We start from the raw sequence: 21456 nt of genomic DNA on the forward strand, positions 1-21456 counted from the left end.
TATTGAAGTTGCTTTTTTTGACAACCCGACGCGTAAGCGAGGGATTTAGCCGGTTGACGGGATCCCTCGCTGACGCGTCGGGTTACCAAAAACCAATGCCTGACGCGAAAGCGCTGGCTTCAAAACTCACGCATCGGGTTGGGGTTTCCAGTTTGGCATTTTGATGCATTGACGGAACATCGAATCAAACTAGGGGATCAACCAGAATGCACCGGTCATCGCAGCGGCTTGCGTCAACGCTCCGCGAGCACTGATCGGCACCGGGGGGATGATCCAAGGGGCACAGTTACCAGGGCGATAATAGCCCAAAGCGTACTGGCATTCGGTCGGTGGGTGGATGCCCATTTTGTAAGGCAGCACCGCAATGTTTGCAAAGAAGTGAGCCGAGGAAACCACCGGTTGCAGCAGCGGTCCGGCGGTGTGGCCGTAGCGTTCCAAGTTGACTTCTTCGAAGTACCGTGTTTTGCTGCAGGCGTTGGAAGCTTTCCAGGTCATCGTCAATGGATCCCAGGCACGCGGTGTGTGGGCAACCTGCTCGATCAAGCAATACTTGGGCAATCCCCAATTTTCCGACAGGTATCCCCAATCACCTTCGCTGAGTTCATTCATCGGCACCTGTGCTCGTGCGCCGGATTCGGTCTGCACGATCACTTGGTCGTATGCCAAATCAACCAACCGGCCTTTGGCGACCACGCGGCCGTCGATATCACTCCAATCCCGCGAGGGTTGTTGTGACTCGAACTGTTTGCGTTTTTCCCGGTAGGCTTTGGGATCGATCAAGTCCGGTCGGAATGGCGGACTGGGGTCCAGCGAAATGCGATCGATCGTTTCATGTGCGATGCGGCTGCGAAATTCTTCGCAGGTCAATTCCTTGGGCTTCGGCGGTTTGCGGTCGCTGCCGCCACGTTCTTCATCAAACGGGTTTTGGTACAGGTACTGATCCATGCCGGCTTTGTCCGACGGTGAATCGGTGGTGCGATCGTCGCCGGCGGAAGGCTTTGGAGCGTCCGGCTTGGGTGCCGCAGAGCGCCCGGCAGCGTCGGGCCGGGCGGCGTCGGACTGGTCCGGTGTGATCTGTTGGTTGGGATCAGCCAACAGATCGCGCATCGATGTGTCGTCCTCGGTCGGCGGAGCTGTAGGTTGTGGCAACGTGGGTTGCGGCAGAGTTGGTTGCGGCAGTGGCGTCTGATCAGCCGCAGGCGCTGGGTCGGTCGTGGCGGGGGGCGCCGGGATTTGAAGGGCGCTGCCGCGAAGGTCGTTGGCTGGCAGATCACCGGCCGGTGACGCGGTGTTGTCCGGCGACTCGGTCGGTGCCGGCAATTGCATGCCGCTTTGGGTCCGATTGGCTGCCGCGCGAGTTTGTGTCAGATGCTGTGCCGGTCGCGGCAACGATCGCTGCTGCTGTTGCTGGGCCGGTGGGGCGAGCGTCCGCGTAATCGGCTGCGGAGCTTCGGCAAAGGGATTGCGAAAGAAATCACTCGGTTCTGCCAACGATCGATGGATCGTCGCGGCCGACTGTGACGGAGTCGTCTGTGATGGAGCGGGTTGGGCTGTCGCGATCGGCGCCGGTTGGCGTGAATAGTTGCCAATCGGTTGGCCGTTGTTGGCGGTTGCAGCGATGGATTCGTTGTGCGCCATTTGACGGATCTGGCGTGCCACGGCGGCTTGCTCGAACGCGTTTCGGCTGACCCGTTCGTTTTGGTTGACCGCTGCTGCGACGGGCTGTCGCTGGCCGTTGTCTTGATAGCCGACTTGGGCGACGGCATCGGTCTGTCGCGGCGGTGTGGCGAACACGTCGCTGCGAGGAACGTGCACCGGGTCGGGAGTCAGTTTGGGGCTCCGACGCCAACGTAGGTTCCAGCCCGGGGTGGTGGTCGCTGGGGCCGAGGATGCCCCGGGCGGCTGGGCCAACGCCGTGGTGGCAAAGCTGGCCAATGAGCCACAGCTGGTGATCGCCAGTGCGATGACCAGGGCGCGTTGTCGATGGCCGGTACTAGCTCGTCGGGTCCGTTGATTGGACGTCGGGGCTGTAGTTGGGCGCTTCTTGCGTGATCGCAATGTCATGCGGATGGTTCTCCCTAACCGTCGCTGCGGAAACGCGAATGAATTTTCCATCGCGTTTCAATTCGTCGATCGTCCGTGTACCTAAATATCCCATTCCCGCTCGCAATCCGCCGACCAGTTGGTAAACGTATTCGCTAAGCGGACCTTTGTAGGGCACGCGGCCTTCAACGCCTTCGGGAACCAGTTTTCCTGCCTGGATGCCTTTCTGGCGATAACGATCGCTACTGCCCTTGACCATCGCCCCCATCGATCCCATGCCGCGGTACGTTTTGAACGTTCGACCTTGGTATAGGATGACTTTCCCAGGGCTTTCACTCAGACCGGCAAACAGGCTGCCGATCATCACGGTGTTGGCCCCGGCGACGATCGCCTTGGTTATGTCACCGCTGAAGCGAACGCCGCCGTCAGCGATGACAGGTATGTTGTTCTTCTTGGCGACCGAGGTCGCACTCAAAATTGCAGAAATCTGAGGCACACCGACGCCGCTGATCACACGCGTGGTGCAAATCGATCCCGGTCCAATTCCGACCTTGATCGCATCCGCTCCGGCGTCAATCAACGCTTGGGCACCTTCGGCGGTCGCGATGTTTCCCGCGACCACGTCGATATCCCAACCCTTCTGTGCTTTGATCTCTCGAACCGTTTCGACCACGTTTTGACTGTGGCCGTGAGCCGAATCGACAACCAGCAAGTCTACGCCCTGCGCGATCAGCCGTTCGGCACGAGCCAAATCACCCACTCCGATTGCCGCTCCGACTCGCAGTCTGCCCTGTGAATCTTTGCAGGCTCGCGGAAACCGCTTCATCATGTCGATGTCGCGGATCGTAATTAAACCCGTTAGTTTCCTATCTTCGTCAATCAGCAAGAGTTTCTCGACTCTTTTTGCCGTTAAAATCCGTTCAGCTTCCTCAAGCGTTACATTCCCCGTCCCCGTGACTAAATTCTCATGGGTCATGACTTCGGAAACGGGGAGATCTGGGTCTTCTAGGAACCTTAGGTCGCGGCGCGTCAGGATGCCAGCAAGGGTTCGATCGGCGTGAACGATCGGGATTCCAGAGACGTTGGCTTGGTCCATCAGTTCGGCCGCGCGGCTGACCTTTTCCCCCGGCGGTAGCGTGACCGGGTCGAAGATGATGCCGTTGGCCGACCGTTTGACCTTCAACACTTCCTTGGTCTGGGCCTCGGTCGACAGGTTCTTGTGGATGATCCCCAAACCACCCTCTTTGGCCAGTCCGATCGCCATCTCGGCTTCGGTCACCGTGTCCATCGGCGAGGAGAGCAAAGGGATTTGCAGCCGAATTCGCTGGGTCAGCTGGCTGCTGACGTCGACTTCGCTGGGAACCACCTCGCTGTACCGAGGTTCCAGCAGGACATCGTCAAAAGTGACCCCTGTGTAGCTGATTTTGTCTTCGAACATGCCGAACCTGATGCCAAGCGGATTGGGAAAAGCTTGGCAGTATGACGAACACGCACGCGGGGCGGAAGTGCCAACCTTGCAGTCGTTCACGGCAGGCCGCACGATTTCCCCTCGCAACGCCCTGGTGTCGCATATCCGTCCGGCACGTCGCAGGCCTCTGCGCGAGGCCTCGATTTCCATCTCTACGCCAACGGCGTTCGACAGGAACCCCGGGGCGGCTACAGGGGGAATTCTTCTTCGGCGGCGGCTTCGGCGTACAGTGGCATGTGGCGGTAATAGACCTCTAGGATCATCGTCGCAAAGGACGTCAGACACAGCCGTCCGGCTTCGGACATATGCGGTGCGTTGTTGAAATACCAGCTGCCTTTGGCGCCTCGCGATTGGTCTTGGGTTTCCACCAGCCAATCGCGCAATTCGGTGTTGAATTTGTCCCACTCTTCGCCGCCGGCGTGCCGCAGCACCTGGGCGGCGTAATAGTTGTAATACAGGTCCGGTTTTTTGACCCCGGTTTTGGCCAGGTGTTGAATGCCCTTTTGGATTCCCGGATGCGATTTGTCCCAGCCGGTGTACATGCGGCACAGCAGCCCAACGGCGGTGGTCGCCGGACGTACTTTGGTCGACGGCGTTTGGTAACCATAGATCGATCCGCTATCGCTGGAGACACGGTCCAAAAACAGGGTGGATCCTTGGATCACGTTGGGCGGAATGATCATGTGACCCATGTGGCCGCTTTTAAGCGCCATCACTTGCCACCCAACGACCGAGGTGTCGCCGCCGGATGAATCGCGGACCGTGTACCGCCAACCACCATCGCGGCACTGCGCCAACGCGATGAAGTTCAATGCTCCCTGAGCCGGGCCGGCCAAATCCGGATCCCCGGTCATCGCATAGGCCTCGCACAGCGTGATCGCGGCCAAGCCGTGGTCGTACATGTTTCCACCGCCGCGATAATCGATAAACGGCATGCCTTGTTCTTTGCCGGCTTTCCCATTTTGGCTTAGAAACCGCAGGCCGCCCATCACGACGTCACGGAATTCGCCCTTGAGGTGGGTTTGTCCGGCGCCCATAAAGGGCAGCAGCGCTAGTGAGGTCGCGGCGTTGAGCTGTTTGGCACGGCCGGGTTTGGTACAGCCGTTGCCACAGGCACCGCGGCAAACCAGTTCGTGTTGAAACGTCCAGGCGCCGGCGGTCGGCCCGCTTTTGATTTGGTGCCTGGAGAACCATTTCAGCGATTCGGTCACCGCGGCTTCGCTGCTATCGGTGCCGCCATACTTGCGCAGCAATTTTTCTTTCATTTCCGAGCTGCGGCTGCCCATCGGCTGCATGCTCATCGCCGACATCGACTGCAACGTGGCAGCGGCCGGCGCCATGTTGGCGGCAAAATCACTCATGTCCAACGGGACCGCAGCGACATCCACCATCGGGACCTCCATCGCCACCGGTTCCACCATCTCCACCGGATCGGTGACTTCGACTTCTTCACTGACCTCTTCGGATTCCTGCATTTCGCCAGGATCGAATTCTTCGATCGACAGTTCTTCGATCTCGGGCCCCTCTTCGCCGCCGCTCGAGGCGGTTAAGACGTTGACGATTTTGATCGGGTCGGCGATCGACACCAGCCCCAAGATCAACAGGATTAATACGTGCACCAGGGTGCTGACAAGCCATGCCGGCATCGCTTGGAAAAACAGAAAGCGATGTCCAGCGACCAGCGATTCCTCGTCGCTATCGGTTTGCTCGGCAACCTCGGCCAACGATTCGACCGCCGCCGAATCCTCCGCCACATTGCCGTCGTCGAGTACCTCATCGGGTTCCGCTGTGGTGCTCACAAAATCTTTTCCTGCAGTCGAGAGAGAAGAAACAAAAGACGCGACGTAGAAAAGAAACACCGCACCGATCAATTGTACGCCGGTGGAGAGGCCCAACGCGGATGAATTCTACATTCCAAGAACGCCGCCGCCGCCGACTTGTACACAATCTTCGTTCTTTGCTGGCTGCCAGCAGGCTGGAACACATGTACAAGCGTCAGCAGTTGGCAGGTTCACGCCACGGCCTTCCACTCGACGCCACTTCTGGGCAATTGAATCCGTTCAATCGTCATCACGCATTTCCGAGCGCAGCGGCTCGTAATTGGCGATTCGTTTTAAGAATGTGGGCATCGCCACGCGAAATCGTTCGTTCAACTGAACCTGACGCGAACCGTTCTCTGGGCCCACCCAGCCGGAATCCAATGCGATCGCGATCCGGGTTTCGGGGAATCGTTGCATTGTCGGATCGGTCAGTCGCAGCACCATGATTTGTGATGGGTCGGCGGTCGCCGCGATTGGCTGGTCCCGCTGTGTGTCCCAGTGATAGCTGCGATCGTCCAACAGAACGTGCCTCAGGTGTCCCAGCCCCGGCATCCCGCTCAACCGCACCGGGGGCTGCGGCTGGCCTGCGGCAGAGGCATTTTCGGTTGATTCAGCCGGGGGGGTGTTGGGGATTAATTCCATTTCCTCCGCCAATTGTAGCGCTAGGATTGTGTCAGCCCCCCAGAACTGCGTGCTTTTTTCTAGCTGTGTCCGTCGCGCCCAGATGCTCAGTGCCGCCCCGGCAATTCCAAACAACAGCACGAAACAACCGATCAAGATTCCCCGCCGCGAAATCCGGACCCGGGGGTCGTTGTACTTGTCGGCGTGGTCGCTGGGTGCAGAGGTCATCGGTTAAACTGCCGGCAAGAGAGAGCATTTGAGAAAAAGACGAACACGACCAGCCCACCCACCACTATCACGACAGAATGAATTCCAAACTTGCCGCAGGCCAGGGTGAATGCCTTGTGTCGGTCGACCTAGGAGATCGTAGTTATCCAATCCACATCGGTACCGAGGCAACCGGGCGTTTTGCCGCTGCGCTCAAAGAATCTCTGGTCGACATTTCCCACGCGCTGGTGATTTATGACGCCGCGGTCCAGTCTTGGGCCACTCATTTGGTCGATCAAATTGATCAAGATTCGATCCGCATCAATCAGTCGGCGGTGCCCTCGGGGGAACCGAGCAAGTCGATCGAGCAGTATGCGGCGCTATTGAATTGGATGCTGGAATCGGGCGCTGATCGCCGTAGCGTGATCATTGCCGTCGGCGGCGGCGTGATCGGTGACCTAGCGGGGTTTGCCGCCGCATCGTTCGCCCGCGGCATCCGTTTCGTCCAGGTCCCCACGACGTTGTTGGCGATGGTCGACAGCAGCGTCGGTGGCAAAACGGGAATCAATCTGGCCGCCGCAAAAAACATGGTCGGCGCGTTTTGGCAACCCGATCTGGTTTGGGCCGACACGCAATCCATGGAAACCTTGCCCGAGCGCAGCTACCTGAGCGGATTGGCCGAAGTCGTGAAGTATGGCGTGATCGATGACCCGCCGTTTTTCGATTGGCTGGCCGCCAATGCGAGCGCCCTGGTCGCTCGGGATCCAGCCGCCATGCGTTATGCGATTGAGCAAAGCTGTTTGTCGAAAGCCCGGGTGGTCAACGAGGACGAACGGGAAACCAGTGGCCGCCGCGCGATTTTGAACTACGGTCACACGTTCGCGCATGCCATCGAAGCGACCGCCGGCTACGGCACGTTGCTACATGGCGAAGCCGTTTCGATCGGGATGCAGATGGCCGCCTCGCTGGCAATCGGGCTCGGCCGCTGCGATCAAGATCTGTTGGATCGTCAAACGGATTTGTTAACGGCTTGTCAATTGCCGATCACGTTTCCCCAAGCCGATATCGATGCGATGTTGCCGGTGATGATGCGCGACAAGAAAGTGGCTCATGGCAAGCTGCGGTTTATCTTGCCCAACAAAATCGGCAGTGTGCAATTGGTCGGCGACATCGCATCAGCCGATGTGTGTCGTGCGATCGAAGCCCATCGCTAAACGCGCAGAATCTGGTCAGCGGTACGACGGCAAACGTCCAGGTACCCGCTGCCGAATAGATTCAAATGGTTCAGTTGGTGATACAGCATGTAAACCGTTGCACGCCGTTGCCATCCATCGGCCAGCGGCCACTGACTTTGATAGCCGCGTTCGAATTCCGCTGGGCAGTTGCCCATCCATCGAATCATTCCCCACTCGGCTTCCCGGCATCCCCGGTACACCGCTGGATCAATCAACACCGGTTGGTCCTGGTCGTCAAACAAATAGTTGCCGCTCCACAGGTCGCCGTGGATCATCGAGGTCTGGTCGTCGCGTCCCTGTAACAAGTTGTCGAGTTGTGTCACAATTTGTTCGCAGCGGGATCGCAGGGCGGCATCGGCCAGTCCCTGGTCGACGGCCCAGCGCAGTTGGAATCCGATCCGCCGGGTCGCCACAAATTCAATCCAATTCTTGGTGGCGCCGTTGGGCTGCCTCGCCGATCCCAAGAAATTGTCTTCGTCCCAGCCGATCTGCTGGCCGGCAGAAACTTGGTGCAATTGTGCAAGCTGTTGACCGAACCGTTGAAATCGATCGTCGGCCGAGTTTCCTTGGGCGTTCGGAATCCACTGCATCACCAAATAGGCTCGTCCGTCAACGACGCCGTCGGCGTACACCTGTGGGACTCGAATCGTGTCCTGCATCGCCAACGCCGACAACCCGCCTGATTCGGCTCGGAAATTGGCAGCCATTTCGGCGACGTGCTGTTTGACAACGACTTGGATCTGTCGATTGCCGCGTGATTGCTGTGAAAAAGATTTGGCAAGATTCCCGTCGCCGCTGCGAATATCGGCACCGTGAATCTCGGCGCAACGAATGCTGACCAACGACACGTCGCTGATGCATCCGCCCCCGAGTGGTCGGCAATCGACGACTTCGATCGAAGCATTCAACAGTTGGGATAGGGCAATGGCGAGCATGAAAATGCAAACGAGTGCTTCGACACACTCTCAATCGGAGGTCGTGTGGTTGCTGAGTGTTACAGATCAGAGTGCTGGGGCCAGGCAAAAAGTTAGGCCCAACCACACACTCGCGTGAAACCAAATCGTGTCTGCCGAGGTATTGTATACGTTGGCTTCAATATTCACGCGCCGTTCGTCCAGCGACAGCAACTCAGTAGCAGGATTGTGGAAAGGGTAATCATGAAGAATCGAGTTGGTTTTAATGCGATGGCGGTGGCGTTGTGGGTGCAGATTGCCAGCATTGGTTTGGTCACGGGGACAGCAATCACAGGGACAGCGGTCGCGGCGGATCCCGTGCAGGCAGAACCGATGGTGGGCAGCCCGTTTGCCAAGCAGTTGCAGCGGATTGATTTGGACGACTTTCGCGGCCGACGTTGGAAACTGGACGACTTTGCACAAAATTCGTATTTGGTGGTGGCCTTTCTAGGCACCGAATGTCCGTTGGCAAAACTGTACGCAGCGCGATTGCAGGCGATGCAAGACGAGTTCAACCAACCGGCGTCCGGCGTGCCGGCCGACGGTTCCGCTGCTGCGGCTGGCGTTCAAGTCATCGGCGTGATGAGCAATCGTCACGACTCGTTGTTGGACATCCAATCCTTTGCCCATCGCCAGCAGCTTTCCTTCCCGATTCTCAAAGACGCCGGGGGTCGATTGGCCGATGACTTGGCGGCCGAGCGGACGCCAGAGGTGTTCGTGTTCGATTCGGAACGACGATTGCAATATCGCGGGCGGATCGACGACCAATATGGCATTGGTTACGTGCGCGACGAACCGCGTCGACGTGACTTGCGCACCGCGCTGGATGAATTGCAATCTGGCAAACCGGTTTCGGTTCCCAAAACCGAGGCGGTCGGTTGCATCATCGGTCGCAAAAAAGCGGTCTCTACAGAGGCCCATGTGACTTACGGCGGTCAGGTCGCTGACATCCTGAATCGTCATTGTGTTCAGTGTCATCGCCAAGGCGAAATCGCTCCGTTTGAGTTGACACAGTTTGATGAAGTCGCCGGCTGGGCCGACATGATCGCCGAAGTCGTCCGCGAGCAGCGGATGCCGCCTTGGCATGCCGACCCCAGCCACGGTGATTTTGCCAACGCCCGGCGGATGACCGAGCAAGAGAAACAGACCTTGTACGATTGGGCCGACGCCGGCGCACCGGCCGGCGACCTGAGCGAGTTACCGGAGCTGCCCGAGCATGTCGCCGGTTGGCAATTGCCGCGGGAGCCGGATTTGGTGTTCGACGTTAGCCCTCAACCGATTGATGTGCCCGCCACCGGTGCGGTCAGGTACCAGTACTATTCCGTTGACACCAAACTGGACAAAGACGTTTGGATTCAAGCGGCGCAGCTCAAACCGGGCAATCGCAGCGTCGTGCATCACATCCTGGCCTTTGCCGTTCCCAAAGGCCAGCGTAACGGGATCAACGGTGCCCGCGGATTCTTAGTCGGCTATGTCCCGGGGGCGCGGGTGCAACCCTGGCCGACTGGACATGCGCAGCGCGTGCCCGCCGGCAGCGAGTTGATCTTTCAAGTCCACTACACGCCGATCGGTACGGCAACAACCGACCACAGCCAGTTGGGGATTTGTTTGGTCGATGAATCCACCGTGACGCACGAGATCGTGACCACCAGTGCCGTGCAGACCCGGTTTTCGATTCCGCCGGGCGAAGCAAACCACCGCGTTGCGGCGAGCAGTCCCGATTTCCCCGCCGACGCAAAACTGTTGAGCATGAGTCCGCACATGCATGTCCGCGGCAAAGCATTTGAGTATCAATTGGCGTCGACGAACAAGGTGTTGTTGTCGATTCCCCAATACGATTTCAATTGGCAGACAACCTATGTCTTGGACGAACCGTTGCCGGTCGAATCGGGCGATCGGATAGTTTGCCACGCAGTGTTTGATAACAGTGCCGATAACTTGAACAATCCGGATCCCGATGCCACGGTAAAATGGGGCGATCAAACTTGGGATGAAATGATGATCGGCTACTACCATCTGTCAGTGCCACGCAGCGACGCAGATCAGGCAAGCGGCGAAACGGCGGCCGCGCGTCGGCAACGGCTGATGCAGCAAGCGGTACGTCTCGCGACCTTTGATCGAATCGACAAAGACGGTGATGGCAAGATCACCCGAGAGCAAACGCCACGGCGATTCCACAGTGTTTTTGATGAACTGGACGCCAACGACGATGGCACGCTCACCCGCACCGAAGCGGAATCACAATAGTTCGAGTGCCCATGCCATGCGATCAATGAATCGGTTGGAATCGTCGGTTGATCGCCCGAGTGACGGAATTGAGTTTCCTCCGTTACGCCCTCTGGAAACGCTATGACAATGTCGATTCACGATGCGTGTCGCAAAGGCGATTTAGAGTCGGTGCGCAGTCTGGTTGCTTCCAATCCGGCGCTGGTCGATGCTGACGACAAACACAAATGGCGACCGATCTTTCACGCTGCGATTGAACGCCATCTCGACATTGTGCTTTTCCTCATTGAATCGGGTGCTGACCTTTCTGCCCACGACGGCTTTGTGCTTCACTATGCCGGCGAGGTAGCCGATAACAAGGAAATCGTCCGGTTGCTCGTTACATATGGAGCGCTCGACGCACATGTTCGGCCGGTTGACGATCTCTCGCGTCAATTTCTTGCTTCGCTGTTCCTTGGCGATGGCACCCGTTTGCGTTCCCTGCTCAATCGCTACCCGCAGTTGGCAACCGTCTCAGATGGACACGGCGACTGCCCCATCCACCATGCCGCGCGCAACGGCGATACCGAAATCGTCCGCTTGTTGATTGACCGTCATGCCGATGTCAACGCCGTGAATGAACGCGGTCACACGGTTCTTTACTGTGCCGGGGGGCACGGGCATCTGGAAACGGTGCGATTGCTGCTGGAAAGCAACGCTGATCCGACCGTCAAATTCACAACAGACGGGAAAACCCTGCTCGAATGGCTCGAGCAATATCCCAACGACCAGCGTTTCGGAAAGATCGCACAGTTGCTGAGCGAATACATCAAGAAGCTGTAACCAATAACAATTTCACATCGCCTGGCAGGATGGCGTTGCGCGGTGATCAATTGCCCTCTTTCGATCACTATTGGTTCTCCGCGTCTTCTTGAGATCGATTACGATTGCCTTGGGTCGACGGTATGAGTCGGCCCGGAAGAAATTCAAACCAGTCGATGACTGAATTCGCGGGTACGCTTGTTCTGCGAGTTCTTAACGATTGGCCGCAGCTCGCATCTCGATAGGGTTCCCCCGACTGAGGAAATCAAAATGAAACTGCATTCGATATTGCTCGCTCTTTTATTCACCTCCACCGGCATCGCAACTGCCGCGGAAAATGTGATGGCGGAGAAGGTTGGCACTCCGAAGCCAATGGTCAAAACACAGTACCTGGTCGAACTGTCAGAGTACGAGCTTGAACAAGCCGTTCCGGTTGCTATTAGCGAGTCTGAGATCATTGATGTGATCCGTCGCTCTAAGTCGAAACCGCTTGAAACAGTGCGAATGACAGCCGTCGAAGAAACGGACAGCATGGTCCAAAATGGCAGACGTGTCACGGTAACGACTGGCAAGGTGACACATGGCAACACGACTTCGCGCAGCACCGAGCAGCTGGAAGTTGGGACGATGCTGCGAGTCAAAATAGTGCCCCATGCAAAGGGGGCATTGGCTGATGTCAGCTACGCAACCTCTCGCCTTGACGGCAACGGGACCGACGTTTCTCCGCCAGACGTCCTGACAAAAACGATTGAGTCAACGCAAATTTATGTGCTTGGCAAGGAACGGCTTCTTTCGTCGATGAGCGCCGATAAGTTCACTTGCGTCCTCATTTCCGTGAGCGAGATTCCGTGATCGCCCAAGCCGGCGGATAGCCAACGACCGCGTCCGGAACCAGGGTTGGTCCCTCATCAATCGCTTTGTTTGGATCAACATTGATTCTCCGTGCCTTGGTGCCTCGGTGAGATTGATTGGTCCGGGGTCTCTCACAGAGGCACGAAGGCACAGAGACGAGAAAGCAATCGGTCGACGCTCACGGTACGCCTGCAGGTCGCGTGCCGAGAAACTCTGACATCACCGGATCAGTTGGCGAGATTTATTTCGGCATGAGGATCAAGCAGTGTCCGGCGTGGTACGCGGAGCTTTAGTTGCAGGAGTTCTGACAGGATTGGGATGAGGCAACGGGGGCGGGGTAGACCGATTGGCACCTGGGAACGCAGGTAGAAGTCGCAAAAAAATCATCGATCGCCGCTTCATCGCCACCGCTGCAGTTGGCTCTCGCGGGAATGACATCACAGCGATCCTTTGCGATAGAATCATTCTGACGGGGATCGCTCCCCCGCCAACTCGACCCACGTGATGGTCGACAATGTTCAACGCCCGATCGATCGGTGCACCTCCGGCACCCGGATAGATCGCATTTCGTTATTCGACTGAGAAGCCTAAGTGATTGACTTGAATCCATACGCTTCGATTACCACAACGCCTTCGCCGACAACTGCACGCCTTTCGACGCACCCAGACTGGCAGTGGATGCTTGCTTTGGTTTACGCCTTTTCCGCGTTTTGCTTGTGGGCCATTTTCAACTCAACCGCTAGCGAAAACGGATACAGATTGTTCTGCCATGGATATTGCTCGATACCACTTTTCGGTCACAACGATACTGTTTTTCGACACATGTTGCCGCTTATTCTTGCAGTGCTACCGGCTGGTCTAACCGGAATAACGTTTCGATATTTCTACCGAGGCTGCTCAGTCGAGCAAAAGGTGACGGGTCGAAATGCCTTTTTTCTGTTCGTAGGGTTTGTTCTTGCAGTGTGTAACGCTTCCCTCTTTGAGCCGATCGTGTGACCAAGAACTAGGCGAATAACCAATCAGAATTTGACATCGCGTGAATGAACAGCGGTGTTGGCATTGGTTCTCGTTCGAGCCTGAAGAGGGGCTGGCTATTTGAGCGGACGAGCTGATGCTCAAATTCTCTGTTCAAGAAGGGTCGGAGTCGGCGACGCCCCGTTGGGATTTGAGCCCGATGTTGCAGTGCGGAGGGCATGTGGGACAGGGTTTGTGGCGTTTCGAAGCGAGGTGACTGAGGGCTTGGAAGTCCGTTGCTCGCTGAACCAGCACCGTTTCCCTGACGGTTTGAACCTGAAAGTGACTTTTAGAAGTTGCGCATTTGCCAGCCCGGAGGGCGATACACGAAGTGCCGGCGGCGTGAGCCGCCGGAATACGGGGGATTTTGTTCCTAGCCCGGAAGGGCGGCACATGGTCTCATGCAACGTTGCAGTCATTTTGTCGCCCGCTGGGCTCTCACAGCGGCACGAAGGCACAGAGCAGAGTCAGTTCCAAGTCGCAATTGTCCAACGCGAATTGAAATGCTGTGTCTGTTGAAATCCAAAGCCTGGCGACTCGACTGATTTGTTTCTCTCGGTGGTTCCGATCGAGTACGATTGCATCTGGTCGACGGCGTGCGCCGGCCCGGAAAAATGCGGAACCACTCGATGAACAAAGTTGCGGGGGCGCTTGTTCCCTGAATTTGTGTTCCCTGAATTTGAGATGTTTGGCCGCAATTCCATTCTCGATACTGTTAATTGGCTGAAGATGGAAATGTGCGGCTTAACGACATGGCTTGATGCGATGCGTGAGACGGTAGGGTCCTACCGACGCGTGATTGATGCCACCATCGCGCAGTTAACTGATGCAGAACTGCACGCACGCCCTGCACAGGATTTCAACTCAGTCGCTATTATCCTGCGCCACCTTGGCGGAAATCTCCAAAGCCGATGGACAGTGATCATCGGTTCTCCGTGATCGTCGTCGCTCTGTCATCGAAGCGCGTGCTCAATGCATCAAATCCTTGTCTATGCCGATTCACTCAGTTGAGGAATTGTTCCCAACACGAGAGAGCGTTTTGCCTTTTCACAGCGCCCGCCGGGCGTGATGGAATTTGAACTGTTGCGTCAGGGGCAAAGCGTTCGCGTGATTGAAGATTGCCTCAACGGCCGCCGGACGGTGTGGGACGATCCATTCAAGCCTGGTCGGAACGGGCTTGACGGTCTGGAGCAAAGGATCGAAGTCAACTCACCGCTATCACTCGTGATTCTTTGTCTGGGAACAAACGACTTTCAGTCAATCCTTGGGGCATCGGTTGCTTCACGGGTGGCAGATATTTTGGATCGCGAAGAAAACTGAAGGCAGGACAAATCCATGAATTTAAAACCGTGTTTTGTTGACCGTATGATGGAGACGGTTGACTAGGTCGCCGGCGGACACAGCGCGAACGGTTGCGACCAGCGGGCGTGTTCGGATGATCGAGAATCTTTTCATCGAGCGTTTGGCATATCACTTGCATTTATTGGCTGTCGACAACCAATCGGCTGTCGGAATGACAGCTAGCAAGACGGCAGTAGCCTTTCACTTTTTTTGTGGAGCAAGAGACAGATGCGAATGGTATTTCCCTCTCAACCGACCGGGCGTTTGATGGACGAATTGGCGACCGACGTGGGATCGTTGGTGGAATCCTTTTTTGGTGACGCGGCCGAGCGTGGACGCGCTGGCAAGCGTGAGCGGATGGAGGTTTTGCTGGACATCGATGAATCCGAGCAAGCGTATGTGGTGACGTTGGATGTGCCCGGCGTGTCGCTGGAATCGATTGAGATCGACGTGCATGAAGACACGTTGACGATTGCCGGTGAGCGTGTCGCGGCGGGCAGCCGTCATGCCGCCAAGGAGGCGCCCAGGGAGTCGGCGTCTGCGGAGGCGGCATCCGGGGATGACGCTTCGCTGGAAACCGACGTCGAAGCTCAACAGAAGGCTCGCCAGGAGCTCAAGCCGCGGCGTCGCGAACGTTCCTGGGGGGCGTTTGAACGCAAGGTGCGGCTTCCGCTAGCGGTCGAAAACGACGCGGTCACCGCTGAATTGTCCGACGGCGTGTTGGTGGTGACGTTGCCCAAGGCGGATCCGGAGAAAGGCAAACGGCGAATCCCGGTTTCGCGGGCATAAGTCGTAATTCCTGGCGAGGGTTGGATCACAGCAGCGGTCTGGGCGTTTACAATCCGTCCAGGCCGCTGGTGCATTGCAGCGGTCGTCGAAACGGGGAATCATCACCAGCATTCGGGAAAACAGCGGATTGGGCGGCAAGCGAGAACTCGAAGAGCCTGAGTTGATCGATCGGGCACTCGCTGGCGACCGTTCCGCGTTCGCGGAGTTGGTGTATCAAAACCAAGACCGATTGTTTGCCTCGATGATGCAGGTGACCGGTTCGCCCGAAGAGGCCGAGGAGGTGGCTCAGGAGGCCTTCATTCGCGCCTTCATCAAACTGGACACGTTCCAACGCAACAGCCAATTTTTTACTTGGATCTATCGCATCGCGTTCAACAGTGCGTTGACGCGGCGGCGCAAGAAAACCGCTCGCGTGTCACTGGACCAGGTCCGCGAGGACAACGGATTGGAATTGGCCAGTGATGCCGATCGCGTCGACGAATCGATGCTGCGTGACGAACGGGTCAGTCTGGTGCGGCGGGCGATCGATACGCTGACCGAGGAGCACCGCAAGATTTTGGTGCTGCGAGAAATGGACGACTTTGCCTATGAGGAGATCGCGGAGATCCTGGGGATTTCCATCGGCACGGTCCGCAGTCGGCTCAGTCGTGCCCGTCGGCAATTGAAATTGGCAATCGAATCGCTCGACAGTGACTGAATGAAATCACCGGCTGGACTAATACGGGGCATCCATATCGCCGGGACCGCCGGGGTCCCATTCGATGCCGGCCAGTTCGGCCAATTCTTCGAATAACGCAATCACTTGTTCCGGATCGGGCTCGCCCATGGTTTGGACGAAGTAATCGCTGGTGATCCCCAGTAGTTCTTTGGTGACCGATGCCAGATCGGGATCGATATCCATCAGGGTGGACGCCATTTCAAAATCGCGATCGTCCAAGACTTCGTCGGCCAAGCCCTCTAGCAAATCATACCAGTGGGCCGAATCGTTCTCGCAGTCAGGATGGACCTCCAGTATCGATTCGATTTCTTCGTCAGATAGGCCATCTCGCAGACATTTTTCACGATAGGCGTCGGCGATCAAATCACGCCAACTGGTACCGCCGTCGTCGAATTCGGCGTCTTCCCACTCCGGGATCTCGTCATCGTCGTCATCCTTGAACGGCAATTCGAGCGAATTGGGATCGATGTTTTTGATTTCTTCGTCGATTTCCATCAACACTTCGACGTTGCGATAGACGGCATAAAATGCTGCTTTTTCAAGTGAGTTCCATTGCTCCGGATCGCCCTGGCCGGCCAGGGCGGCTTTGGAGACACGCACCAACAATTCCAACTGTTGTTGCCATTGCAGATCGTCAAACAGCTGCACGCCATAGGACCAAATCAGGTCGTTGTCTGCTTCGCAGTAGTACTCCTGAAGGACGTCCAGCATGGCGGCTAAAGACTCGCGATACAGTTCGGCATGTTTGCCGACCAGAGTGGCCGTCTCGTTTGGATCCCAAATCATTGTGATTACCACGTATGAACAATCAGCGCCGTGCAGCTTGCATCGCGCTTGTGCACCAAGTCAATCTGTTCAATCTGGCCGTCGGCCGCCGGTTCGTCTACATGTTCAACCGATCGGCACGCCGAAAACGGGCCGAAATCCGGTGGGAATTAGGCGTCGCCAGAGGCTGGCTGTCCCAGTACGTCGCGGAGTTCATCGATCACACGTTGTTCGGCCGGCGACGTTTTGCCGACTCCTAGCACGCCGCCGGATGCTTCGGCCACCGCGATGGCTTGCTCCAGTAACCCCTGGGCAAATTTATCGTCGGTTCCCGTCGGCATCGATTGATGCAATGACCCGGCGTATTCCTTCCACGCCGTCCACAGATCCGGTGACGGTCGGGTCTGCAGCCATTGCTGGAGCAATTGAAACGCCAGCGGGTTCGAATTGACACCCCGCCGCAGCGCCTCGCTGATCACGGTTTGTCGTTCCTGTTCAGTCACAGACCCACTGGCCCAGGCGACGAACACCAGCGGCGTCAGGGTGAGTGCGGCGATGTTGGTGACATTGATGCCGGCGTCCAGCAGGTGGTTGGCCACTTGGTCGTCACGCAATCCGGTGGCCTGTGCCAGTTCCTGCAGTTTTTCGCTGCGGGCATCTGCATCGCGGAGCTTTTGCAACAGTTCCTGGTCGACGCGTTGAAAGTAGGCGTCTTCGAGAGCTTGTCCGCGTCGATGAATGGCGTCGGTGGGGGACATGGCTGGGAATCTCCGAGTTTGCGGGAGGGCAACGGTTTGAAATAGGGGAACGGACGGATCAACGGTTGCGCCATGCGAGCGGTCGCCGATGGCGAATCCGATCCATCATAAAACATGTCAGCAAATGTGATACCGATTCGCGTCTCACCGCTGCACAGATTCGCAATCTGGTGAGCCGAGGGGAAGAAAAAACTGGACAGGCGTGCGGCAAAGCGTCACGGTATGCAATTCTTTCGCGGTCTTTCGACGCTGCCTTCCCCAATTGTTCTTCCTGACTGCGTCAGAGACACTAGATTTGCTGAATACCGATCTTGCCGCGATCATACCCGTTTCGATCGCACGGAACTCCTTGACTTAACGAATGCCACAGATGGACACGCTCGTCGCGAATGAATCGGAGCAACCCGATGACAGCCATGCCAAACCAAACGTTTCCAACGCTCAGTTGGAAACTTTCAGTTACGACGACTCGATCGTGCGTCTGTTTTCCATCGCCACGATCGCCTGGGCGTTAGTTGCGACTGTGGTTGGGGTGATTGTGGCGCTGTTGTTGGTGATGCCGACGTTGGGCACCGGTTTGCCCTGGCTGTCGTTCGGCCGGTTGCGGCCACTGCACACCAACGCTGCCATTTTTGCCTTTGCGGGCAACGCCATTTTTGCCGCGGTCTACTACAGCACCCAGCGGTTGTGTAAGGCGCGGATGTGGAGTGACACGCTGAGCCAGATCCATTTTTGGGGCTGGCAATTGATCATCGTGTTGGCGGCGATCACGTTGCCGCTGGGCTATTCCCAAGGCCGTGAGTACGCCGAATTGGAATGGCCGATCGACATCTTGATCGCGATCATCTGGTTGTTTGTCTTTGGCGGCAATTTCATGATGACACTGATCAAACGTCGCGAGCGTCACATGTATGTGGCGCTGTGGTTTTACATCGCGACGATCGTCACCGTTGCCGTGTTGCACGTCTTCAATAACTTGGTGATCCCGGCGGGATTGTTAAAGGGATACAGCGTCTATGCCGGTGTGCAGGACGCGTTCATGCAGTGGTGGTACGGGCACAATGCCGTCGCGTTTTTCTTGACAACACCGTTCTTGGGGCTGATGTATTACTTTCTGCCCAAAGCCGCCGAGCGACCGGTGTTCAGCTATCGCTTGAGCATCATTCACTTTTGGTCGCTGGTGTTCATCTACATCTGGGCCGGTCCCCACCACCTGCATTACACCGCGCTGCCTGAATGGGCCAGCACCTTGGGCATGTTGTTCAGTGTGATGTTGTGGATGCCCAGTTGGGGCGGCATGATCAACGGATTGTTGACGCTGCGTGGGGCATGGCACAAAGTTGCCGCCGACCCGGTGCTGAAGTTCTTTGTGGTTGGCGTCACGTTTTACGGCATGGCCACCTTCGAAGGCCCGATGTTGTCGATCAAATCGGTCAACGCGCTCAGCCACTACACCGACTGGACGATCGCCCACGTTCACGCCGGCGCGCTCGGCTGGAACGGCTTCATGGCATTCGGGATGCTGTATTGGTTGCTGCCGCGGATCTTCCAGGCCAAGGTTTGGAGTGAGAAACTGGTTAGCTTGCATTTCTGGATCGGCACGATCGGAATCTTGCTGTACATCATCCCGATTTACGCCGCCGGCCTGATGCAGGGATTGATGTGGCGGGCGATGGATGAAACCGGCAACCTGTCGTATCCGGACTTTATTGAAACCGTGCAATCGATCGTGCCGTTGTGGTGGTTGCGTGTCATCGGTGGTCTGTTCTATGTCGCTGGCATTGTGATGTTGGTGATCAACGCGCTGATGACTTGGATGGGACGCCCGGCGACCTACGACGTCCCGGTCTACACCGCACCACGATTGACTCCCGAATACCAAGACGATCCGGCATCAACCACCAGTCCGCTCGATGATGTGCCGGTGTTGGATTTAGCCAAGAAACTTGACACTTTTGGCAAGATGGGATGGCACCGGCGTTGGGAGCGATTGCCGGTCATGTTCACGGTGCTGACGACATTGGCCGTTGTGATCGCGACTTTGTTTGAATTGATCCCGACGTTCTTGATTCGCTCGAACGTACCGACGATCGCCACCGTGGAACCCTACACGCCATTGGAATTGGCCGGTCGCCATCTATACGTTTCCGAAGGCTGTTACAACTGTCATTCGCAAATGATTCGCCCGATCGTTTCTGAAACGAAACGTTACGGTGAATACAGCAAGCCTGGTGAATTCATCTATGACCGGCCGTTCCAATGGGGCAGCCGTCGGATCGGCCCGGATTTGGCTCGCGAGGGTGGTCGGCAAAGTAGTTATTGGCACTGGGAACACTTCAAAAATCCGGAAGACATGTCCCCCGGTTCAGTGATGCCCAGCTACGAGCACTTGCTAGAGAAAGACTTGAATTTTGACGAGATCGCGCCGCATGTTCGAGCCGCGGCCTACTTGGGCGCCCAATACAGCGACGAAGACTTAAACGACACGTCCGCGGTCGCCTATCGCCAGGCCGAACGGATTGCTGCGGAAATCGTCTCCCAAGGCGGTCCACCGCTGACCTTTGAAAAACAAGCGGTGGCATTGATCGCGTACCTGCAACGCGTCGGCATCGACCTGTTCCGCACTCCGGAACCGGCCGCGGAGCCAGCGGCAGCGGAGCCAGCAGTAGAGGCAGGTGCTTCAGATAGCCAGACTCCGGCCCCCGATCAGGATCAATCCGAATGATTGAGACACGTCACCGAAAGGATCATCAGAGCAATCAGCACCGTAGCTGGGCCCGCCAGGGTTCAGTCGGTCTGATTCGTGCCGATGTCAGCTACGGGGGAAGCGGTCTGAACCCTGGCGGGATCAGCTACGAAGAGCACCAGGCCGTAGCTGGACCGGCCACGGTTCAGATGTCCCCCGGAGCCCTGACCCGTCTGAACCCTGGCGGGATCAGCTACGGGGGAAGCGGTCTGAACCCTGGCGGGATCAGCTACTGGGGAAGCGCCGACAGTCCATGTTCCAACGATCCTAAGTCAACCATAACATCCTCATGATTCAAGACCTTGTCAGTTTCCTGGACTATTCGATGTGTGCCGAAGTCGCGTTGGCGATGTTCGTCGGCACTTTCTTTATGATTTTCTATGGTGCCTTTCGCCTTAGCAGCAGCGCCACTGAAAAATTTGCCTCCATTCCACTTAGCGATCGAGTAGAGGACCCGCGCAGTGAGTGAGACTCCCAAGACAGAACATGTGTATGACGGCATCGAAGAGTACGACAACCCGTTGCCGGGTTGGTGGAAATGGTTGTTCATCGTGTCGATCATTTTTTGCCCGTTCTATTGGATGTTCTATCACGGCGGTGCCAGTGGCCGGTCGGTCGAAGACATCTACAACGTGGCGCTTGCCGAGAACACACGATTGCAGTTCGCAGAAATCGGCGAGCTGAAACTGGATGAACCGACGATCTTGCGGTTCATGGCCAAGCCCAGCTGGCTGAAAGTCGGTGAGTCGGTGTTTCGCTCCAACTGTGTGTCCTGTCACGGGCGCGCGGGCGAAGGCAAGGTGGGACCCAATTTGACCGACGATGAATACAAGAATGTGACTCATCTGGCCGACATCGCATCGGTGATCAACAACGGTGCCGGAAATGGTGCGATGCCTAAATGGTCCAACCGTTTGGTCGTCAACGAAATTGTTTTGGTTGCGGCGTATGTCGCCACGCTTCGTGGTACCCATGCGGAAGGGGGGCGTCCGCCCGAAGGCCGAGCGATAGCGCCGTGGCCGGACCCGATCGCCGAACCGGAATTGCCACCCGAGGATCCACCGAAAAACCAACTGACCGAATCCCCGTGAGGGTGTGA

The 21456-nt window shown here is 57.0% G+C and carries 17 protein-coding genes; 10 read left to right on the top strand and 7 right to left on the bottom strand.

Annotated features, from left to right (window positions below):
* Positions 1 to 189 precede the first annotated feature (189 nt).
* The 4 genes from NHH03_RS09020 to NHH03_RS09035 form a co-directional block, all read right to left on the bottom strand.
* The gene (locus NHH03_RS09020; RefSeq protein ID WP_253155452.1) at positions 190 to 2064 is read right to left on the bottom strand and encodes a hypothetical protein; all 1875 of its coding nucleotides are present in this window, start codon (positions 2062 to 2064) and stop codon (positions 190 to 192) included.
* A complete protein-coding gene (guaB, locus tag NHH03_RS09025) occupies positions 1994 to 3481 on the bottom strand; it encodes an IMP dehydrogenase (protein WP_253155454.1) in 1488 nt (495 codons plus the stop codon). The genes NHH03_RS09020 and guaB overlap by 71 nt, the downstream gene beginning before the upstream one ends.
* Positions 3482 to 3699: 218 nt before the next feature.
* Positions 3700 to 5310, bottom strand: coding sequence for a hypothetical protein (locus NHH03_RS09030; RefSeq protein ID WP_253155456.1), 1611 nt, complete (start codon positions 5308 to 5310; stop codon positions 3700 to 3702).
* Between the two features lie 261 nt (positions 5311 to 5571).
* A complete protein-coding gene (locus tag NHH03_RS09035) occupies positions 5572 to 6180 on the bottom strand; it encodes a hypothetical protein (protein ID WP_253155458.1) in 609 nt (202 codons plus the stop codon).
* Positions 6181 to 6257: 77 nt separating this feature from the next.
* On the opposite strand from NHH03_RS09035, the gene aroB reads away from it, so the two are divergent.
* Complete coding sequence (gene aroB, locus NHH03_RS09040; protein WP_253155460.1) at positions 6258 to 7373, top strand: 3-dehydroquinate synthase; 1116 nt, start codon at positions 6258 to 6260, stop codon at positions 7371 to 7373.
* Here aroB and NHH03_RS09045 read toward each other — a convergent pair.
* The gene (locus tag NHH03_RS09045; protein WP_253155461.1) at positions 7370 to 8329 is read right to left on the bottom strand and encodes a fructosamine kinase family protein; all 960 of its coding nucleotides are present in this window, start codon (positions 8327 to 8329) and stop codon (positions 7370 to 7372) included. The genes aroB and NHH03_RS09045 overlap by 4 nt on opposite strands.
* Positions 8330 to 8551: 222 nt before the next feature.
* On the opposite strand from NHH03_RS09045, the gene NHH03_RS09050 reads away from it, so the two are divergent.
* The 6 genes from NHH03_RS09050 (at position 8552) to NHH03_RS09075 (ending at position 16067) form a co-directional block, all read left to right on the top strand.
* Positions 8552 to 10594 (top strand): redoxin domain-containing protein, encoded by a 2043-nt coding sequence (locus NHH03_RS09050; protein ID WP_253155464.1) that lies wholly within the window; start codon positions 8552 to 8554, stop codon positions 10592 to 10594.
* Between the two features lie 102 nt (positions 10595 to 10696).
* Positions 10697 to 11395, top strand: a complete 699-nt coding sequence (locus NHH03_RS09055) for an ankyrin repeat domain-containing protein (protein WP_253155466.1) — start codon at positions 10697 to 10699, stop codon at positions 11393 to 11395.
* A 249-nt stretch (positions 11396 to 11644) separates the two neighbouring features.
* On the top strand, positions 11645 to 12226 hold the full coding sequence (locus NHH03_RS09060; RefSeq protein WP_253155468.1) for a hypothetical protein: 582 nt from the start codon (positions 11645 to 11647) through the stop codon (positions 12224 to 12226).
* 1665 nt (positions 12227 to 13891) lie between these two features.
* Positions 13892 to 14179, top strand: coding sequence for a DUF1572 family protein (locus NHH03_RS09065; protein ID WP_253155469.1), 288 nt, complete (start codon positions 13892 to 13894; stop codon positions 14177 to 14179).
* Between the two features lie 636 nt (positions 14180 to 14815).
* On the top strand, positions 14816 to 15370 hold the full coding sequence (locus tag NHH03_RS09070) for an Hsp20/alpha crystallin family protein (RefSeq protein WP_253155470.1): 555 nt from the start codon (positions 14816 to 14818) through the stop codon (positions 15368 to 15370).
* Between the two features lie 73 nt (positions 15371 to 15443).
* Positions 15444 to 16067 carry an RNA polymerase sigma factor gene (locus tag NHH03_RS09075; protein WP_253155471.1) on the top strand — a complete coding sequence of 208 codons (624 nt, stop codon included), beginning with the start codon at positions 15444 to 15446 and terminating at the stop codon, positions 16065 to 16067.
* A gap of 18 nt (positions 16068 to 16085) precedes the next feature.
* Here the strand turns inward: NHH03_RS09075 and NHH03_RS09080 are convergent, their stop codons facing one another.
* Positions 16086 to 16874, bottom strand: coding sequence for a hypothetical protein (locus NHH03_RS09080; RefSeq protein WP_253155472.1), 789 nt, complete (start codon positions 16872 to 16874; stop codon positions 16086 to 16088).
* Between the two features lie 149 nt (positions 16875 to 17023).
* Positions 17024 to 17611, bottom strand: a complete 588-nt coding sequence (locus NHH03_RS09085) for a hypothetical protein (protein WP_253155473.1) — start codon at positions 17609 to 17611, stop codon at positions 17024 to 17026.
* Between the two features lie 370 nt (positions 17612 to 17981).
* Here NHH03_RS09085 and ccoN point away from each other — a divergent pair, with 370 nt between their 5' ends.
* From ccoN to NHH03_RS28140, 3 genes are all read left to right on the top strand, one after another.
* Positions 17982 to 20336 carry a cytochrome-c oxidase, cbb3-type subunit I gene (gene ccoN / locus NHH03_RS09090; RefSeq protein ID WP_253155474.1) on the top strand — a complete coding sequence of 785 codons (2355 nt, stop codon included), beginning with the start codon at positions 17982 to 17984 and terminating at the stop codon, positions 20334 to 20336.
* Between the two features lie 310 nt (positions 20337 to 20646).
* On the top strand, positions 20647 to 20826 hold the full coding sequence (locus NHH03_RS09095) for a hypothetical protein (RefSeq protein WP_253155476.1): 180 nt from the start codon (positions 20647 to 20649) through the stop codon (positions 20824 to 20826).
* Positions 20819 to 21448 (top strand): cbb3-type cytochrome c oxidase N-terminal domain-containing protein, encoded by a 630-nt coding sequence (locus NHH03_RS28140; protein WP_253155478.1) that lies wholly within the window; start codon positions 20819 to 20821, stop codon positions 21446 to 21448. The genes NHH03_RS09095 and NHH03_RS28140 overlap by 8 nt, the downstream gene beginning before the upstream one ends.
* The last annotated feature ends 8 nt before the right edge of the window (positions 21449 to 21456 follow it).

This window comes from Stieleria tagensis (genome assembly GCF_024129865.1).
Classification (GTDB): domain Bacteria; phylum Planctomycetota; class Planctomycetia; order Pirellulales; family Pirellulaceae; genus Stieleria; species Stieleria tagensis.

Bases quoted from the DNA above. Each gene is read 5' to 3' on its own strand.
- NHH03_RS09020 (WP_253155452.1), bottom strand. From the start codon at position 2,064: ATGACATTGCGATCACGCAAGAAGCGCCCAACTACAGCCCCGACGTCC.
- guaB (WP_253155454.1), bottom strand. From the start codon at position 3,481: ATGTTCGAAGACAAAATCAGCTACACAGGGGTCACTTTTGACGATGTC.
- NHH03_RS09035 (WP_253155458.1), bottom strand. From the start codon at position 6,180: ATGACCTCTGCACCCAGCGACCACGCCGACAAGTACAACGACCCCCGG.
- aroB (WP_253155460.1), top strand. From the start codon at position 6,258: ATGAATTCCAAACTTGCCGCAGGCCAGGGTGAATGCCTTGTGTCGGTC.
- NHH03_RS09045 (WP_253155461.1), bottom strand. From the start codon at position 8,329: ATGCTCGCCATTGCCCTATCCCAACTGTTGAATGCTTCGATCGAAGTC.
- NHH03_RS09050 (WP_253155464.1), top strand. From the start codon at position 8,552: ATGAAGAATCGAGTTGGTTTTAATGCGATGGCGGTGGCGTTGTGGGTG.
- NHH03_RS09055 (WP_253155466.1), top strand. From the start codon at position 10,697: ATGACAATGTCGATTCACGATGCGTGTCGCAAAGGCGATTTAGAGTCG.
- NHH03_RS09060 (WP_253155468.1), top strand. From the start codon at position 11,645: ATGAAACTGCATTCGATATTGCTCGCTCTTTTATTCACCTCCACCGGC.
- NHH03_RS09070 (WP_253155470.1), top strand. From the start codon at position 14,816: ATGGTATTTCCCTCTCAACCGACCGGGCGTTTGATGGACGAATTGGCG.
- NHH03_RS09080 (WP_253155472.1), bottom strand. From the start codon at position 16,874: ATGATTTGGGATCCAAACGAGACGGCCACTCTGGTCGGCAAACATGCC.
- NHH03_RS09085 (WP_253155473.1), bottom strand. From the start codon at position 17,611: ATGTCCCCCACCGACGCCATTCATCGACGCGGACAAGCTCTCGAAGAC.
- ccoN (WP_253155474.1), top strand. From the start codon at position 17,982: ATGGACACGCTCGTCGCGAATGAATCGGAGCAACCCGATGACAGCCAT.
- NHH03_RS09095 (WP_253155476.1), top strand. From the start codon at position 20,647: ATGATTCAAGACCTTGTCAGTTTCCTGGACTATTCGATGTGTGCCGAA.